Annotated in this window: 18 protein-coding genes, 1 tRNA gene and 1 pseudogene; 3 read left to right on the forward strand and 17 right to left on the reverse strand. The window is 61.5% G+C overall.

Annotation, left to right across the window (positions count from 1 at the left end; all coding sequences use genetic code 11):
• Nucleotides 1–6: 6 nt before the first annotated feature.
• Nucleotides 7–2,072: pseudogene (gene mcpU / locus QYE47_RS14540) on the forward strand (methyl-accepting chemotaxis protein McpU).
• 142 nt (nt 2,073–2,214) lie between these two features.
• A complete protein-coding gene (locus QYE47_RS14545) occupies nt 2,215–3,174 on the forward strand; it encodes a cation diffusion facilitator family transporter (protein WP_014589999.1) in 960 nt (319 codons plus the stop codon).
• Nucleotides 3,175–3,270: 96 nt separating this feature from the next.
• Here QYE47_RS14545 and QYE47_RS14550 read toward each other — a convergent pair.
• The 17 genes from QYE47_RS14550 to QYE47_RS14630 all read right to left on the reverse strand — a co-directional run bounded on the left by QYE47_RS14550 (nt 3,271) and on the right by QYE47_RS14630 (nt 16,273).
• A tRNA-Lys gene (locus tag QYE47_RS14550) sits at nt 3,271–3,346 on the reverse strand.
• A gap of 60 nt (nt 3,347–3,406) precedes the next feature.
• Nucleotides 3,407–4,099, reverse strand: coding sequence for a 7-cyano-7-deazaguanine synthase QueC (gene queC, locus QYE47_RS14555; RefSeq protein WP_076403786.1), 693 nt, complete (start codon nt 4,097–4,099; stop codon nt 3,407–3,409).
• Nucleotides 4,099–4,746, reverse strand: coding sequence for a 7-carboxy-7-deazaguanine synthase QueE (gene queE, locus QYE47_RS14560; RefSeq protein ID WP_003254753.1), 648 nt, complete (start codon nt 4,744–4,746; stop codon nt 4,099–4,101). Before queE ends, queC begins: the two co-directional genes overlap by 1 nt.
• Nucleotides 4,747–4,914: 168 nt before the next feature.
• Nucleotides 4,915–5,721 (reverse strand): tol-pal system protein YbgF, encoded by an 807-nt coding sequence (ybgF, locus tag QYE47_RS14565; protein ID WP_003254754.1) that lies wholly within the window; start codon nt 5,719–5,721, stop codon nt 4,915–4,917.
• Nucleotides 5,722–5,727: 6 nt separating this feature from the next.
• Complete coding sequence (gene pal, locus QYE47_RS14570; protein ID WP_003254755.1) at nt 5,728–6,228, reverse strand: peptidoglycan-associated lipoprotein Pal; 501 nt, start codon at nt 6,226–6,228, stop codon at nt 5,728–5,730.
• 54 nt (nt 6,229–6,282) lie between these two features.
• Complete coding sequence (gene tolB, locus QYE47_RS14575) at nt 6,283–7,554, reverse strand: Tol-Pal system beta propeller repeat protein TolB (protein ID WP_012051477.1); 1,272 nt, start codon at nt 7,552–7,554, stop codon at nt 6,283–6,285.
• Between the two features lie 26 nt (nt 7,555–7,580).
• On the reverse strand, nt 7,581–8,675 hold the full coding sequence (gene tolA / locus QYE47_RS14580; RefSeq protein ID WP_070383550.1) for a cell envelope integrity protein TolA: 1,095 nt from the start codon (nt 8,673–8,675) through the stop codon (nt 7,581–7,583).
• Nucleotides 8,675–9,127: a protein TolR gene (tolR, locus tag QYE47_RS14585; RefSeq protein WP_003254760.1), complete on the reverse strand. Its 453-nt coding sequence runs from the start codon at nt 9,125–9,127 to the stop codon at nt 8,675–8,677. The genes tolA and tolR overlap by 1 nt, the downstream gene beginning before the upstream one ends.
• Before the next feature lie 14 nt (nt 9,128–9,141).
• Nucleotides 9,142–9,837, reverse strand: coding sequence for a protein TolQ (gene tolQ / locus QYE47_RS14590; RefSeq protein ID WP_010952367.1), 696 nt, complete (start codon nt 9,835–9,837; stop codon nt 9,142–9,144).
• Between the two features lie 2 nt (nt 9,838–9,839).
• On the reverse strand, nt 9,840–10,292 hold the full coding sequence (gene ybgC, locus QYE47_RS14595) for a tol-pal system-associated acyl-CoA thioesterase (protein WP_003254764.1): 453 nt from the start codon (nt 10,290–10,292) through the stop codon (nt 9,840–9,842).
• A 125-nt stretch (nt 10,293–10,417) separates the two neighbouring features.
• Nucleotides 10,418–11,464 (reverse strand): Holliday junction branch migration DNA helicase RuvB, encoded by a 1,047-nt coding sequence (ruvB, locus tag QYE47_RS14600; protein WP_003254766.1) that lies wholly within the window; start codon nt 11,462–11,464, stop codon nt 10,418–10,420.
• Complete coding sequence (gene ruvA / locus QYE47_RS14605) at nt 11,461–12,078, reverse strand: Holliday junction branch migration protein RuvA (RefSeq protein WP_003254768.1); 618 nt, start codon at nt 12,076–12,078, stop codon at nt 11,461–11,463. The genes ruvB and ruvA overlap by 4 nt, the downstream gene beginning before the upstream one ends.
• Before the next feature lie 109 nt (nt 12,079–12,187).
• Nucleotides 12,188–12,712, reverse strand: coding sequence for a crossover junction endodeoxyribonuclease RuvC (ruvC, locus tag QYE47_RS14610; protein WP_003254769.1), 525 nt, complete (start codon nt 12,710–12,712; stop codon nt 12,188–12,190).
• 185 nt (nt 12,713–12,897) lie between these two features.
• Nucleotides 12,898–13,644, reverse strand: a complete 747-nt coding sequence (locus QYE47_RS14615) for a YebC/PmpR family DNA-binding transcriptional regulator (RefSeq protein ID WP_014589996.1) — start codon at nt 13,642–13,644, stop codon at nt 12,898–12,900.
• Nucleotides 13,645–13,758: 114 nt separating this feature from the next.
• Nucleotides 13,759–15,534: an aspartate--tRNA ligase gene (gene aspS / locus QYE47_RS14620; protein ID WP_301159093.1), complete on the reverse strand. Its 1,776-nt coding sequence runs from the start codon at nt 15,532–15,534 to the stop codon at nt 13,759–13,761.
• 93 nt (nt 15,535–15,627) lie between these two features.
• The gene (locus QYE47_RS14625) at nt 15,628–15,849 is read right to left on the reverse strand and encodes an FmdB family zinc ribbon protein (protein ID WP_003254776.1); all 222 of its coding nucleotides are present in this window, start codon (nt 15,847–15,849) and stop codon (nt 15,628–15,630) included.
• Nucleotides 15,850–15,943: 94 nt separating this feature from the next.
• Nucleotides 15,944–16,273 carry a ribbon-helix-helix domain-containing protein gene (locus tag QYE47_RS14630; RefSeq protein ID WP_014589995.1) on the reverse strand — a complete coding sequence of 110 codons (330 nt, stop codon included), beginning with the start codon at nt 16,271–16,273 and terminating at the stop codon, nt 15,944–15,946.
• Between the two features lie 29 nt (nt 16,274–16,302).
• Between QYE47_RS14630 and QYE47_RS14635 the strand changes: the two genes are divergently transcribed.
• A partial coding sequence (locus QYE47_RS14635) for a hypothetical protein (protein WP_301159094.1) occupies nt 16,303–16,487 on the forward strand: 185 nt, incomplete at its 3' end.

Genomic DNA, 16,487 nt, shown 5'->3' on the forward strand with positions numbered 1-16,487 from the left:
GCCCTCATGCCGCTGCGTCGCCTCTCCATCCAGTGGAAGATCACACTCCTCGCCGGCCTGTGCCTGCTGGCCATTGTCGCCTTGCTGGTAGCCACCTCGCTGACCCAGGCCCATCGCAGCGCCGCCCTGGTCACCAGGCCAACACTGCCATGCTCGAAGACAGCGCCCGCCAGCGCCTGCAGGCCCACGCCGAAACCCAGGCCTTGCGTATCCAGCGCTACTTCATGGACGCCTACCAGTATGGCAATGGCTTTGCCCGCCTGGTACACGTGCTGAAGGACCGTGGTGGTAGCGACCTGCGCGCCGAACTAACCCGCCAGGCGCGTGCCAGCCTGGCCGGCAACCCGGACGTGATCGGCCTGTACCTGGTGTTCCAGCCCAATGCCCTGGACCAGCAGGACAGCCAGTACCTAAGCCAGGACGCCATGGGCAGCAATGAGAGCGGGCGTTTCTCGCTGTACTGGTCACAACCAAGCCCCGGCACCCTGGAACTTGAAGCCATGCCGGAAACGATGCTCGGCGACACCAGCATCGGCAGCAACGGCGCGGCGAAGAATCGCTGGCTGACCTGTCCGCAGGACACCGCCAGGGCCTGTATGCTCGAACCGTACCTCGACGAGGTCAACGGCCGTCAGGTGCTGATGACCAGCATCGCTCTGCCATTGCTGGAACACGGCAAGGTAGTTGGCGTGGTCGGCCTGGACATCGGCCTGGCCAACCTGCAGCAACTGAGCGTGGACGGCCGCCGCGATCTGTTCGACGGTCAGGGCCAGGTGAGCATCGCCACCGCCGCCGGCCTGCTGGCGGGCAACAGCCGCGACGACAGCACGCTCGGTAAGCCCATGGACAAAGCGGTAGCCGACGGCCTGCTGCGCGTGGCCCACCCCTTCACGCCAATCCCTGACACAGCCCCGTGGCAGGTAGTACTGGAACTGCCGGAAAGCGTGCTGCAGGCCCCCGCCGCAGCCCTCAACCAGCGCCTTGACGCCCATAACCAGAATGCCAACCTCACCAGCCTGCTGATAGGCCTTGGCACGGCTATCGCCGGTTTGCTGCTGGTGTGGCTGACCGCGCGCGGCGTTACCCGGCCAATCCTGGCCGTGGCTGCACGCCTGGAAGACATTGCCAGTGGTGAAGGCGACCTTACCCGTCGCCTGGACTACGCCCGCCAGGATGAACTGGGCCAGCTCACCGGCTGGTTCAACCGCTTCCTCGACAAGTTGCAACCGGTCATTGCCCAGGTCAAGGGCTCGCTGCAGGAAGCCCGCGATACCGCCGACCAATCGGCTGCCATCGCCAGTCAGACCAGCAACGGCATGCAGCAACAGCATCGCGAAATCGAACAGGTGGCCACAGCGGCCAATGAAATGAGCGCCACCGCACTTGATGTCGCCCACAACGCCTCGCAGGCGGCCCAGGCCGCACGCGCCGCGGATCAGGCCAGCCAGGAAGGCTTGCAACTGGTGGACAGCACGCGCCAGGGCATCGACCGCCTGGCCGCAGGCATGAACACTGCCATGGACGAGGCACGTGCACTGGAAGACCGCAGCGGGCAAATCGGCTCGGTGCTTGAAGTGATCCGCACCATTGCCGAGCAAACCAACCTGCTGGCACTGAATGCCGCCATCGAAGCGGCCCGCGCAGGCGAAGCCGGGCGTGGCTTCGCCGTGGTTGCCGATGAGGTGCGCGGCCTGGCCCAGCGCACGCAGGTTTCGGTAGAGGAAATTCGCCAGGTCATCGAAGGCCTTCAGCAAGGTACCCAGGACGTGGTGGGGGCCATGCATGCAGGCCAACGCCAGGCCCAGGACAGCGCCGCACGCATGGAGCAGGCATTACCGGCACTGCAGCGTATTGGCGAGGCCGTGGCGGTGATCAGCGACATGAACCTGCAGATTGCCTCGGCGGCGGAAGAGCAGAGCGCGGTGGCCGAGGAAGTGAACCGTAACGTGGCCGGCATTCGAGACGTGACAGAATCACTGGCCGGGCAGGCCGATGAATCGGCACGCATCAGTCAGGCCTTGAACCGGCTGGCCAACCAGCAGCAGGCGCTGATGGAGCAGTTTCGCGTCTAGCCTGTCAGGGCCTCTTCGCGGGCACGCCCGCTCCCACAGGTTCGGCGTAACCCTAAGGGGCTGTGCAGTTCCTGTGGGAGCGGGCGTGCCCGCGAAGAGGCCCTGACAGGCACCGCACCATTGTTATTTTTGAGCACAACTTATGCCTAATCCAACCCGATCCACCTTCTTCGACATCACCAGCGAACAAGGGCTTTTACGCACCTCGATCGCCGCGACCCTGTTCATCGCCACCATCGGCATCGCCTTCGGCCTTGCCTCCGGCTCGTTCTCCATCGTCTTCGACGGTGTGTACTCGCTGGTCGACGCCAGCATGAGCGGGCTGTCGCTTGTGGTGGTCAAGCTGATCACTTCGCACACCACCAGCGTGCAGATGTCGCGCAAGCTGCGCGAGCGCTTCACCATGGGTTTCTGGCACCTGGAGCCCATGGTACTGGCGCTCAACGGCATTCTGCTCGGCGGGGTGGCCATCTACGCGCTGATCAACGCCGTCAGCAGCCTGCTGCAAGGCGGGCGCCACCTGGAGTTCGGCATTGCCATGGTCTACGCGGCGCTGACGGTGATCACCTGCGTGACCATCGCCGTCATCGAGGCCCGCGCCAACCGCAAACTGAAGTCAGACTTCGTGCGCATGGACGTCAAGGGCTGGGTGATGTCGGCCAGCATCACTGCCGCGCTGCTGATCGCCTTCTGCTTTGGCTATGCAGTACAGGGCACTTCGCTGGAATGGGTATCACCGTACATCGACCCGGCGGTGCTGGCGCTGGTGTGCCTGGTGATCGTGCCGTTGCCGATGTCGGTGGTGCGTCAGGCACTGTCCGAAATCTTCCTGGTCACCCCCGGCGACCTCAAGCTGCACGTAGATGAAGTTGCCAAGGCCTTCGTCGCTCGCCACGGCCTGCAGTCTTACCGCGCCTATGTCGCCAAGGTCGGGCGTTCGCGGGAGATTGAGCTGTATTTCATCGTGCCCAAAACCATGGCGGCGAAGACTATCGATGAATGGGATGCCTGGCGCAACGAGATTGGCGACGCGGTAGGCGGCGAAGGGCCGGACCGCTGGCTGACAGTGGTGTTCACTGGCGACCCGGAATGGGCCGAGTAATTCGTGGGCGCTCTGCGCCCCTTTTTTCCGAACACCCGTAGCGCAAACGAAAAAGCCCGCGACCATTTCTGGTAGCGGGCTCTAACGTACTGCGTATGGTGGGTCGTGTAGGATTCGAACCTACGACCAATTGGTTAAAAGCCAACTGCTCTACCAACTGAGCTAACGACCCATTTGATGGCGCGTATAATACTGATTTCTAACGAGAATTCAACACCCAATCACGATTTTTTCAAAAATACCGAGTCGGGTCTTCGATACCGGCGGCCTTGAAACCATCGGCGCGCAGGCGGCAGCTGTCGCATTTGCCACAGGCGCGGCCGTCATCGTCGGCCTGGTAGCAGGAAACGGTCAGGCTGTAGTCCACACCACGGGCCATACCCGCCTGCACAATCTGCGCCTTGCTCATGTTCTGCAGCGGCGCCTGGATGCGGAAGCCCTGCCCTTCTACGCCAGCCTTGGTCGCCAGGTTGGCCATGCGCTCGAAGGCCTCGACGAACTCGGGACGGCAATCCGGGTAGCCAGAGTAATCGACGGCGTTGACGCCAATGAAGATGTCGCGCGCTTCCAGCACTTCTGCCCAACCCAGCGCCAGCGAAAGGAACACGGTGTTGCGCGCCGGCACGTAAGTGACCGGAATGCCTTCACCCGGGGCTTCCGGCACGTCGATGCTGCTGTCGGTCAATGCCGAACCGCCGATGCCGTCGAGGTTCAGCCCAATCACCTTGTGCTCGACCACACCCAAGTCGCGGGCCACGCGGGCAGCGGCGTTCAGCTCGGCGCGATGACGCTGGCCGTAGTCGAAGCTCATGGTGTAGCAGCTGTAGCCTTCGGCCTTGGCCATGGCAACCACGGTGGCCGAGTCCAGGCCGCCGGACAACAGGATTACTGCGCGTTTTTCTGTCATGTGTACGTGCTCCTCAATCAACGTCCGGGCTCGTCGTTCCACAGCAGCTTGTGCAGCTGCAGTTGGAAGCGTACAGGCAAGTTGTCAGCAACGATCCAGTCAGCCAGGTCACTGGCGTTCACCTGATGATGGCTGGGTGAGAACAACACCTCACCGGCACGCTCTGCCAGGTTGTACTGGATCAGCTTGGATACCGCCCAGTCATAATCCTCGCGGGAACAGATGACGAACTTGACCTGGTCGTTGCGTGTCAGCTGCTCGATGTTCTCGTAGCGGTTACGGTGCGACTCTTCGGAGCCAGGGGTTTTCAGGTCGACCACACGGCTGACGCGGGTGTCGGTGCCGGCAATATCCAGCGCGCCGCTGGTCTCCAGCGACACCTCGTAACCGGCATCACACAGCCGCTGCAGCAACGGCAAGGCGTTGGGCTGGGCCAGTGGTTCGCCACCGGTGACACAGACGTAGCGCGGTTTGAAGCCGGCCACTTGTTCGAGGATCGAATCAAGGGTGCGTACGGTACCGCCACTGAAGGCATAGGCACTGTCGCAGTACTGGCAACGCAGGGGGCAACCGGTGAGGCGCACAAATACCGTGGGCAGCCCGGCCGTTCGCGTCTCACCCTGCAAAGAGTAAAAGACTTCGGTGATGCGTAATGTGTCTTGCATGATCGCCACGGGCGTGACAGCTAAACAGGCTGTCCGCCTCCGTCAGGCACTGTCGCGGACTCGACATAGCGTTATCCGCAGCAGCGTGTTTACGAAAAAAGGGCAGTGATTCTAACGAAAAAACCCGCGACTGGCGCGGGTTTCTTTCGAGAGGTACAGCGACAACGCCTAGAGCTTCTGCAGGTCACGCTGGGCCAGTTGAGCGGCAGAGGTGCCGGGGTACTGGGTGACGACCTGCTGAAGGATGCCTTTTACCTTGTCGGTATGGCCCATACGGCGCTCGACATCAGCCAGTTTGTACAGCGAATCTGGCACCTTGCTGTGCTTCGGGTACTTTTGGCTGACTTGGGCAAAGGCCTGGCTGGCGCCTTGCAGGTCACCCTTGGCCAGGTTCACTTCACCCAACCAGTATTGGGCATTACCGGCGTACTGGCTGTTGGGGTACTTGCGCAGGAAGGCGTTGAACGCCTGGCTGGCCTTGTCGAAGTCTTTCTGTTTGATCAGATCGAAAGCTGCGTCGTAATAGAGCTTCTCTTTCGCCGGATCACCGGGCTGGCTACTGCCGGCCGGTTGTTGCGCAGCAGCACCTGCTGCGGCATCGGGGGCGGCATTGGACGCACCACCACCGGAGGAATTGTCAGGGGTTGCGGCAGGCGCAGCGCCACTGTTGATGCGACGGTCCAGGTCCTGGTAACGCTCCAGGTTTTCCTGCTTCATGCGCGACACATCGTTTTGCAGCTCTTCGATGATGCCTTGCTGGCGGGAAAGCTGATCCTGCATCTGTTGCAGCTGCATGAACAGCTGGCCCTGTGCAGAGGCAGGGGCCGAAGCCCCTGACCCGGCATAGGCGCCGCTCGTGCCATAACCCGCAGGCGGATAGCTGCCTGCGTTGTCATCTACTACAGGGACCTCAGCCCAGGCCGCAAGCGGCAGGCTGAGTGCGAGGACGGTTACTACACGGCGGCACATACGCATAAGAACTTACTTACGCAGTTCTACGCGACGGTTCTGAGCCCAGGACTGCTCGTCGTTGCCGGTAGCAACTGGACGCTCTTCGCCGTAGGAAACCAGTTCCAGCTGAGCAGGGGAAACGCCCTGCAGAACCAGGTAGCGCTGAACGGCTTTCGCACGACGCTCACCCAGAGCCATGTTGTACTCGCGGGTGCCGCGCTCGTCGGTGTTACCTTCCAGAACAACACGGTTGCCGTTGGCTTTCAGGTCCTTGGCGTGAACATCCAGAGCGCGCATGGCTTCTGGCTTCAGGTCCGAGCTGTCGTATTCGAAGTAGAAGGTGGTGATTGCGCGCAGGGCGGCTTCTTCGCTCAGGGAGCCGTCAACAGCGCCAGTGTTGGCACCGTAGCCAGCGTTAGGGTCTACAGCAGCGCCTTCGCCTGCGTTGTCACCGCCCTTCGAGGAGCAACCTACAGCTACGGCCATGGCCAGAGCCAGCGCAGCAAATTTACCAAACTTCAGCATTTCCATCGTGAAACTCCTAATGAAACCCCAGTGTGTTAAGCAAAATGTATTACGCCGCAATCAGTTCAGGTAAGGGGACCAGGACGGTTCTCTGACTTCGCCTTGAGCGGTAGGAAGTGGGAGCCTCACGCGGCCGTTCAGCGACACGAGCATCAAGACTCCCCGGCCCTGCTGGCGGGTGGCGTAGATTAGCATGGTGCCGTTTGGCGCAACAGTGGGAGACTCATCAAGACTTGTTTCAGACAGAATCTTTACACTTCCGCGTTGCAAGTCCTGTGCCGCCACTTTGAAGTTGGTAAAGCCCTGTTGGCGATGAATCATTACCAGGGTCTTTTCGTCCGCCGAAAGTTTCGGGTTGGCGTTGTAGTTACCTACGAACGTTACGCGCTCGGCACCACCACCACTGACCGACTGTTTATAGATCTGCGGTTTGCCGCCACGGTCGGAAGTGAAGTAAAGGGTGTTGCCATCTTTGCCCCAGAACGGCTCGGTGTTGATACCCGGGCCTGCAGTAACACGGCTGATCTGGCGCGAGGCCACGTTCATCACGTAGATGTCCGGGTTGCCGTCCTTGGACAGTACGAACGCCAGGCGCGAGCCGTCCGGCGACCAGGCCGGCGCACCGTTCAGGCCTTCGAAGTTGGTCACCTGCTCGCGGCGGCCAGTATCGATGTTCTGCACGAAGATACGTGGGCGCTTCTGCTCGAACGAGACGTAGGCGATACGTTTGCCATCTGGCGCAAAGCGCGGCGACAGGATCGGCTCACGCGATTGCAGCAGGGTCACCGCACGCGCACCGTCGTAGTCCGAACGCTGGAGGGTGTAGCGGGTGTTGTTGGTGGAGAAACGCTCGGCCGTCACGTACAGCATGCGCGTAGAGAACGCGCCCTTGATGCCGGTGAGCTTCTCGAACGACTGGTCGGCAATGTAGTGCGCCATATCGCGCAGCTGGTCGGTGCTGCCCGCCACGCTGCCGGTCAGCACTTGCTGCTCGGTGGCGACGTTGAACAGCGCGTACTGCACCTGCAGGCGACCGCCCGACGGCACGATGCTGCCGACCATCACGTACTGTGCACCCAGCGCTTTCCAGTCACGGAAGATCACTTCGCTGGCCTGCGACGGCTGGCTGATCATGTTCTGCCGCGGAATTGGCGAGTAGTAGCCAGAGTTGCGCAGGTCGTTGCCGATGATGTCGGCGATGTCTTCAGGCAACACGCTACCGCCCTGCAGACCGAACGGTACTACCGCGATGGGCGTGGCCCGGTCGCTGCCGCTGGTAACCAGGATGTTCTTTTCTTCTGCCACCGCCATGCCTGCCACGCAGCAGAGCATGACCAGCAGTCCTCTCAGACGTTTAATCACAACGCTAGATCCTCAGGTGTAAATGTCATCTTGAACGAACGATATTGGTTGAAATCGCTCGGCTTCATACCCTGCATCTCGGTCAAACGACCAATGTTCTTCACCGCAGCCACCGCCGAACTGTCATACGGGCCGTCACCACTGGACCGGGCCACGCTGACACTGGTGATGGTACCGTCCGGCAACATGTTGATCTGCAGGACCACCGTCATGCCCTTGCGCGCGGAAGGCGGACGTGCCCAGCCCTCGGCCGCGCGCATGCGGATCAGGTCGTCGAAATCGCCGGCCACCTGGTCACCCTGCTCGTCGGCCAGCGCCTGCTGCCGCTCGGTGGTATCGGACAACAGCTCGGCCAGTGCCTGGGCTTTCTTGTCTTCTGCCGCCTTGCGGGCCGCTTCCTGTGCCTTCTTCTTCTGGGCATCTGCAGCGGCCTTTTTCTTGGCCTCTTCAGCTGCCTTCTTCTTCGCGTCCTCGGCCGCCGCTTTCTTCTTGGCGTCCTCGGCTGCCTTTTTCTTGGCGTCCTCGGCGGCTTTCTTCTTCGCCTCTTCAGCGGCCTCTTTCTTGGCCTCTTCTTCGGCTTTTTTCTTGGCTTCGTCCTCGGCCTTCTTCTTGGCGATGTCGGCCTGCTGTTTCTCGGCGGCTTTCTTCGCCTCGTCGGCCTTCTTGGCTTCGGCGGCTTTCTTGGCCTCGGCGGCCTTGGCGGCTTCAGCGGCCTTGGCAGCATCCTCGGCTTTTTTCGCCTCGGCGGCTTCGCGGGCCTCTTCGGCCTTTTGAGCGGCGTCAGCTTTCTTTTGTTCCGCGGCCTTCACGGCCTCCTGCTCGACCTTCTTCTGTTCCAGTTGCTCGACTTCGGTCTGGCGCGAAGCGGTTTTCTTCGCCTCCCCGGCAATCTTCTGATTGGTCTGGGTAGTTGCCTGGCTCTTGGACTTGAGCTGGTACAGGGTCGCCTGAACGATCGGCTTGGAAGGCGGCAGCTCCGGCGTCATGGCAAAACTGACGAACAGCAGGGCGAACACCAGCACATGCAGGCCGATGGCCCAGACACTGGGCCAGAAGTAGCTTTCCGAGGCGGATGGCTCTCGCTGTTGCATCAGGGCGCCTCGGTAATCAGGCCAACGTTACCGACACCGGCCTTCTGCAACCCGCCCATGGCACCCATGACCGCGCCATAGTCGACAGCCTTGTCGCCACGAATGAACACCTGGGTCTGCTTGCCCTGGTCACGGCCGGCAGCAATGATCTTGGTCACGGCGTCGGTCATGGCCGGCAAGGTCATGGCTTTGTCCATCTGCTTGTCGGTATCGACTTCGCTGCCGAGGTTCCAGTAATAGGTTTTATCGGCCTTGATGGAGATGGTGAGGATCTGGACGTTGTTGTCCTGCGGCAAGGCTTCGCTGGAAACCTTGGGCAGGTCGACCTTCACGCCCTGGTTGAGCATGGGCGCCGTCACCATGAAGATGACCAGCAGCACCAGCATCACGTCGATGTAGGGCACCACGTTCATCTCGGCGACGGGCTTGCGTTTGTGGCGAACTCGGGCCATGGGCTTCTACCTGATTACTCTTCGCTGGTGTGCACTTTGCGGTGCAGGATCGCCTGGAACTCGTCGGCGAAGGTGTAGTAACGGCCGATCAGTACTTCACTGCGCGCGGCGAAACGGTTGTAGGCAATAACAGCCGGGATTGCCGCGAACAGGCCGATGGCGGTAGCGATCAGTGCTTCGGCGATGCCCGGAGCAACGGTAGCCAGGGTGGCCTGCTGGGCGCTGGCCAGGCCGCGGAAGGAGTTCATGATGCCCCACACGGTGCCGAACAGGCCGATGTACGGGCTGGTCGAACCAACGGTGGCCAGGAACGGCAAGCTCTGCTCGAGTTTTTCTTCCTCGCGCGAGATGGCCACACGCATGGCACGGCCAACACCTTCCATGACGGCGTCCGGGTCAACACCCGGCTGCTGGCGCAGGCGCGAGAACTCCTTGAAACCGGCACGGAACACCTGCTCCACGCCGGAGTCCGGGTCTGGGTTGCTGCCTGCCTGGCGGTACAGCTTGGACAGGTCGATGCCCGACCAGAAGCGCTCTTCGAAGGCATCCAGCGCACGACGACCGGCGCGCAGCATGGTGCTGCGCTGGAAGATCATGATCCATGAGGTGACCGAGGCGGCCACCAGGGTCAGCATTACCAGCTGTACCACCACGCTGGCATTGCTGACCAGACTCCACATGGAGGTATGGTCGACGACGTTAGCTTCCACGCTTATTCTCCTGCATTCGATTGATTACCCGAGCCGTCCGCCGCAAAGGCGTCGCGCAGCTGGGGGGGTAGGGCTCGGGGTTTGAAAGTGTCGGCGCGCACGGCAGCCACCAGGAACTGCCCTTCGCAAAGCAGCGTTTCATCCTTTTCCCGCCAGACCTGCTGTACGAAACGCAAGCTGGCGCGATTGAGTTCAAGGACCTGCGCGGTCACCCGCAATTCGTCATCCAGCCGCGCCGGCGCGTGATAGCGCGCTTCGCTGGAATGGACCACGAACAGCAGGTTGTCTTCAGCCAGTTGCGACTGGGAAAAGCCCAGGTGCCGCAGGCGTTCGGTGCGCGCGCGCTCCATGAATTTCAGGTAGTTGACGTAATACACCACGCCGCCCGCATCGGTATCTTCGTAATAGACGCGACACCGATGTGCGAACGGTTCGAGCTGATTTTGCGCGCGCATACTCTAGTGCTTACTCCTCAGCTTGCCAATCCGCTGTGGCAACTGTTTTTTCTTCATTAATGTCTTATTGCCAGCGCACCAGGGGCATGCCAGCGGTAGGACCACAAAAAGTCGCTTTCGATCTGTCATTCATCGCCTGGCTCGGAAAAATCGCCCCCCTCCCCCAAGCGCCCGGGGATATTCAGCCCAAAGTGCAGGTAGGCATGCCGGGTGACCACGCGGCCGCGTGGCGTGCGCATGATGTAACCCTGCTGAATCAGGTACGGCTCCAGCACATCTTCGATGGTATGACGCTCTTCGCTGATGGCTGCAGCCAGGTTGTCCACGCCCACCGGGCCGCCATCGAACTTCTCGATCATGGTCAGCAGCAGGCGACGGTCGGAATGGTCGAAACCACGCTCGTCGACATCCAGCAGGTTCAGCGCCATGTCAGCCACGGCCTTGGTGATCTGGCCCTTGCCGCGTACCTCGGCATAGTCACGCACGCGGCGCAGCAGGCGGTTGGCGATGCGCGGCGTGCCACGGGCACGTCGGGCGATCTCGTAGGCACCCTGGTCTTCGATGGCCAGGCCAAGGATGTTGGCCGAGCGGCTGACGATGGTGCTCAGATCCTTGTCGTTGTAGAACTCCAGGCGCTGGACGATACCGAAGCGGTCACGCAGCGGGTTGGTCAGCATGCCAGCACGTGTAGTAGCCCCCACCAGGGTGAAGGGTGGCAGATCGAGCTTGATAGAACGGGCTGCCGGGCCTTCGCCGATCATGATGTCGAGCTGGAAGTCCTCCATGGCCGGGTACAGCACCTCCTCGACAACAGGCGACAGGCGGTGGATTTCGTCGATGAACAGCACGTCGTGCGGCTCGAGGTTGGTCAGCATGGCTGCCAAGTCGCCGGGGCGCTCGAGAATCGGCCCCGAGGTGCTCTTCACCGACACGCCCATTTCATGGGCGATGATGTTGGCCAGGGTGGTCTTGCCCAGGCCGGGCGGGCCGAAGATCAACGTGTGGTCAAGCGACTCGCCGCGGCCGCGGGCGGCCTGGATGAACAGCGCCATCTGCTCGCGCACCACCGGCTGGCCGATGTACTCGTCCAGGCTCAGCGGGCGAATCGCACGGTCCTGGACTTCTTCGCGGTCGCGGCCACTGGCGGCGATCAGGCGGTCAGCTTCGATCACTTGGAAATCATCCCTTTCAGGCTGCGGCGGATCAGCTCTTCACTGCTCAGGCCGGCCTTGTCCTTGATCGCGGCGATTGCCTTGCTGGCTTCCTGCGGCTTGTAGCCCAGCGAGACCAAGGCACTGACTGCATCGGCCTCGGCACTGGACTCGCTGGCGACCGGTAAAGGCCCATCGGACACCAGGGTGAACATGGCCGGCGAGGTTTCCCAGGCCTTGAAACGGTCCTTGAGCTCGACCAGCAAGCGCTCGGCGGTTTTCTTGCCGACGCCCGGTACGCGCACCAAGGCTGAGGTGTCCTGGGCCTGCACGCAGCGCACCAGTTCATCCACTTCCAGCCCGGACATCAGCGCCAGGGCCAGCTTCGGCCCTACGCCGTTCAGGCGAATCAGCTCGCGGAACAGCTCGCGCTCGCGCTTTTCGGCAAAGCCGTAGAGCAAGTGGGCATCTTCGCGCACGACCAGGTGGGTATGCACCGTGACGGTTTCACCCACTTTGGGCAGACGGTACAGCGTGGTCATGGGTACTTCCAGTTCGTAACCCACGCCGTTGACGTCGATAATCAGGTGAGGCGGTTGTTTTTCCGCCAGGGTGCCGCGCAAACGTCCAATCACGTTCCGATCCTTCCTCTCGGGGAGCCGGTCAAAGACCGCTCAACCCTATCAGCAAATGCAGCGGGTGAATGTATCACCCGAACAAAATGTGTATCAGCGCATGAAGCGCTTACAGACGCAAGCGCCCGCCGCGTCGCCGCGCTGTGCTCAAGCCATGCGGCACCAGGCTGGAGCGGGTGTGGGCGTGGCACAGAGCGATGGCCAGGGCATCGGAAGCGTCGATCTGCGGTTTCTGCGTCAATTTCAGCAGGTGCATGACCATCATCATCACCTGCTCCTTGTTGGCCCCACCCGTGCCGGCTACGGCCTGTTTGACCTGGGTGGCGCTGTACTCGGCGATCTCCAGGCCGGCCTCGGCGGCGGCGACGATAGCCGCGCCACGTGCCTGGCCAAGCTTGAGCGCCGAATCGGCGTTGCGGGCCATGAACACCCGTTCGATGCCCATGGTCACCGGGCCGTGCTGGGCAATGATTTCACTGACACCACGAAAAACAATCTGCAGCCGCTCGTGCAGCTCACCGCTGCCGGTGCGGATGCAGCCCGACGCCACGTACTCGCAACCACGGGCGGTCTGGCGTACCACGCCATAGCCGGTGATGCGCGAGCCGGGGTCGATACCTAGAATCAGAGTCATAAAGCCCGTCGAAAAAATGATGCATCTCTACAAACTGCGCCGGCCCTTTCGCGGGTAAACCCGCTCCTACAGGTACTGCACCACATTTGAAAGGGGCGTAATACCTGTAGGAGCGGGTTTACCCGCGAAAGGGCCGGCACAGGCGCTATCAAACGCTCAGAGTTGGCACAAAATGCCAAATCACCTTAGCCGAGGCTTTCCATGATCTCGTCGGAAATCTGGGCATTGGAATAGACGTTCTGCACGTCGTCCAGGTCTTCGAGCATGTCGATCAACTTGAGCACCTTTTCGGCACCGTCCTGGTCGAGCTCGGCACTGGTGGTCGGCTGCATGACGATTTCCGCGTCAGCGGCCTTGAAGCCTGCCTCTTCCAAGGCATTACGCACGGCATAGAAGCTGTTGAACGAGGTGAACACGTCGAACGAGCCGTCGTCGTTGGCGACCACGTCGTCGGCATCGGCCTCCATTGCCGCTTCCATCAACGCGTCCTCTTCCACGCCCGGGGCAAAGCTGATCTGGCCTTTGCGCTCGAACAGGTAGGCCACCGAACCGTCAGTACCCAGGTTGCCGCCACACTTGGTGAAGGCATGACGCACGGCCGCGGCGGTACGGTTGCGGTTGTCGGTCATGGCTTCGACCATGATCGCCACGCCACCCGGGCCGTAACCTTCGTAGCTAAGCTCTTCGACATTGTCGCTTTCATTGGTGCCAGCGCCACGGGCCACGGCGCGATCGATGATGTCGCGGCTCATGTTGGCGCCCAACGCCTTGTCCAGGGCCAGGCGAAGACGTGGGTTGGATGCCGGATCAGGGCCACCCTGCTTGGCAGCGACCGTCAGTTCACGGATCCACTTGGTGAAGACCTTGCCCCTCTTGGCATCCTGGCGCTCTTTGCGGTGCTTGATGTTCGCCCACTTGGAATGACCAGCCATAACGACTCCGAATCCTTTGAATCACAAACGGCCCCGCCCCATGACGGGGCGGGACGGGAAAAAACCTGCGTCGAAACGCAAAGGCGCATCCATGTGGATGCGCCCGAGGACTGCTTACTCGACCTTGGTCTGTTCACGCAGTCGGATGTGCAGCTCGCGCAGGGCCTTGGCGTCGACCATGCCAGGGGCCTGGGTCATGACGCATGCAGCGCTCTGGGTTTTCGGGAACGCGATCACTTCACGGATCGACTGGGCGCCGGTCATCAGCATGACCAGACGGTCCAGACCGAACGCCAGGCCACCGTGAGGCGGTGCCCCGAACTTCAGAGCGTCGAGCAGGAAGCCGAACTTCTCTTCCTGTTCTTCCGCCTCGATACCCAGCAGACGGAATACCGCCTGTTGCATCTCTTTACGGTGGATACGGATCGAACCGCCACCCAGCTCGGTACCGTTCAGCACCATGTCGTAGGCACGGGACAGGGCACTGGCCGGGTTGGCCTCGAGCTCTTCCGGGGTACACTTCGGCGCGGTGAACGGGTGGTGCAATGCAGTGAAGCTGCCGTCCTCGTTCTCTTCGAACATTGGGAAGTCGACGACCCACATCGGCGCCCACTCGCAGGTCAGCAGCTCGAAGTCGTGACCCAGACGAATACGCAGCGCACCCAGGGCTTCGCTGACCACCTTGAACTTGTCGGCACCGAAGAACACGATGTCACCGTCTACGGCGCCAACGCGGTCGAGGATGTTGTTGAGGTTGGCCTCAGGGATGTTCTTGACGATAGGCGACTGCAGGCCCTCGACGCCCTTGGCGCGCTCGTTGACCTTGATGTAGGCCAGCCCCTTGGCACCGTAGATACCGACGAACTTGGTGTACTCGTCGATTTTGCTGCGCGGCATGCTGGCACCACCTGGCAGACGCAGGGCGGTAACACGGCACTTCGGATCGTTGGCCGGGCCGGCGAACACCTTGAAGTCGACATCCTTCAACTGGTCGGCAACGTCGACCAGTTCCAGCGGAATACGCAGGTCTGGCTTGTCGGAGCCGTAGCGGCGCATGGCCTCTTCGAAGGTCATGTGCGGGAACTCGCCGAATTCCAGGTCGAGCACTTCCTTGAACAGCTTGCGGATCATGCTTTCGGTCAGGCCCATGATCTCGCTTTCATCGAGGAAACTGGTCTCGATGTCGATCTGGGTGAATTCCGGCTGACGGTCGGCACGCAGGTCTTCGTCACGGAAGCACTTGGCGATCTGGTAGTAACGGTCGAAGCCAGCGACCATCAGCAGCTGCTTGAACAGCTGTGGCGATTGCGGCAGGGCGAAGAAGCTACCGGCGTGGGTACGGCTTGGCACCAGGTAGTCGCGCGCGCCTTCCGGGGTGGCACGGGTGAGAATCGGGGTTTCGACGTCGAGGAAGCCGTTTTCGTCGAGGAAGCGACGGATGCTGCTGGTGATGCGCGAGCGCAGGCGCAGCTTGTCGGCCATTTCCGGGCGACGCAGATCGATGAAGCGGTAACGCAGGCGGGTCTCCTCGCCGACGTCGGAGTATTCGTTCAGGGGGAACGGAGGGGTTTCCGCTTCGTTGAGCACGTTCAGCTGGTAGCCGAGGATCTCGATGGCACCGGAAGCCATGTTGGCATTCACTGCACCCTCAGGACGCTTGCGGACCTTGCCGGTGATCTGCACGACGTATTCGCTGCGCACACGGTCGGCGGCAGCGAAGGTTTCGGCGCGATCCGGGTCGAACACGACCTGGGCCATGCCTTCGCGGTCACGGATGTCGAGGAAGATCACCCCGCCGTGGTCGCGGCGACGATGGACCCAGCCGCAAAGGGTGACTTCCTGGCCGTCCAGGCTCTCGTTCAGTTGGCCGCAATAATGGCTGCGCATCATGATGGTGGTTTCGCTTCTCGTGATTCGTGTATTCGGTGGAGGCCTTGGCCGCCCGGAGGGCTAATACTGCAAGACCCGGTCACAGCATTCAACTCAGTCGGCCTTGTCGCCGCCTGCCAGATTCTTTTTCGCCCCGGTCTTGAAGTCGGTTTCGTACCAACCGTTACCGCTCAGGCGAAAGCCTGGCACCGACAGCAGCTTTTTCAGTGCCGGCGCCTGACAGGCCGGGCAATCGGTCAGCGGCGCGGCGCTGATCTTCTGCAGCACTTCCATGCGGTGCTCGCAGGACGCACATTGATAGTCATAAAGGGGCATGGGTGTCTCTCGTCAACCATAACGCTGGCTGCCGGGGGGCAGCAAAAAGCGGGATTATATATGGTTAGCAAGCACTGCGCAGCCCGCCTGGCGATCAGCGCGCACTTGGCGGGTCCTGCAGCCACGCCACGCAGATTACCCGGATCAGCCCGCTGAAATTGCGCACTCCGCCCTGGCGCAGGTGCACCTCACGGTCCACGTAGGACAACACGGCACTGACCGAGCAACGGTTGGCGGCGGCGATGCGCTCAAGGATACCCCAGTAGACAGCCTCCAGGCGCAGACAGGTAGAAAAGCCGTTGAGCCGCACGGAACGTGACACCGGCTGCGTCTGCAACATATCGAAGTCCGCCTTGAACGGGTCAATACACTGTTTTCCTGGCCAGCTGCCCTGGCCAGCCCTACGCTTGCTCGCTTGCATCATGCGCCACACTTCCTCGTCACAGGTACCAGGTGACCTATGAAGCGCTGACGGGCGAGCTTAAAGCAGCGGCAAAATGTTCCTTCGCAAATACCAGATTGCCAGGCGGAGCCTGGACTGCCCCCAAGAAGTTGGACACTAATCCAACCCTTGGGGGATCTATGGGTAAGTACACCGAGCAATTCAAGCTCACAGCGATCACAGCCTACCTGGACGG

It is taken from the genome of Pseudomonas sp. 2,4-D (assembly GCF_030418155.1).
GTDB lineage: Bacteria > Pseudomonadota > Gammaproteobacteria > Pseudomonadales > Pseudomonadaceae > Aquipseudomonas > Aquipseudomonas alloputida.

Coding starts and splice junctions, on each gene's coding strand:
- QYE47_RS14545 (WP_014589999.1), top strand. CDS start 2,215: ATGCCTAATCCAACCCGATCCACCTTCTTCGACATCACCAGCGAACAA.
- queE (WP_003254753.1), bottom strand. CDS start 4,746: ATGCAAGACACATTACGCATCACCGAAGTCTTTTACTCTTTGCAGGGT.
- ybgF (WP_003254754.1), bottom strand. CDS start 5,721: ATGCGTATGTGCCGCCGTGTAGTAACCGTCCTCGCACTCAGCCTGCCG.
- pal (WP_003254755.1), bottom strand. CDS start 6,228: ATGGAAATGCTGAAGTTTGGTAAATTTGCTGCGCTGGCTCTGGCCATG.
- tolB (WP_012051477.1), bottom strand. CDS start 7,554: ATGCTCTGCTGCGTGGCAGGCATGGCGGTGGCAGAAGAAAAGAACATC.
- tolA (WP_070383550.1), bottom strand. CDS start 8,675: ATGCAACAGCGAGAGCCATCCGCCTCGGAAAGCTACTTCTGGCCCAGT.
- tolR (WP_003254760.1), bottom strand. CDS start 9,127: ATGGCCCGAGTTCGCCACAAACGCAAGCCCGTCGCCGAGATGAACGTG.
- ybgC (WP_003254764.1), bottom strand. CDS start 10,292: ATGCGCGCGCAAAATCAGCTCGAACCGTTCGCACATCGGTGTCGCGTC.
- ruvC (WP_003254769.1), bottom strand. CDS start 12,712: ATGACTCTGATTCTAGGTATCGACCCCGGCTCGCGCATCACCGGCTAT.
- QYE47_RS14615 (WP_014589996.1), bottom strand. CDS start 13,644: ATGGCTGGTCATTCCAAGTGGGCGAACATCAAGCACCGCAAAGAGCGC.
- aspS (WP_301159093.1), bottom strand. CDS start 15,534: ATGATGCGCAGCCATTATTGCGGCCAACTGAACGAGAGCCTGGACGGC.
- QYE47_RS14625 (WP_003254776.1), bottom strand. CDS start 15,849: ATGCCCCTTTATGACTATCAATGTGCGTCCTGCGAGCACCGCATGGAA.
- QYE47_RS14630 (WP_014589995.1), bottom strand. CDS start 16,273: ATGATGCAAGCGAGCAAGCGTAGGGCTGGCCAGGGCAGCTGGCCAGGA.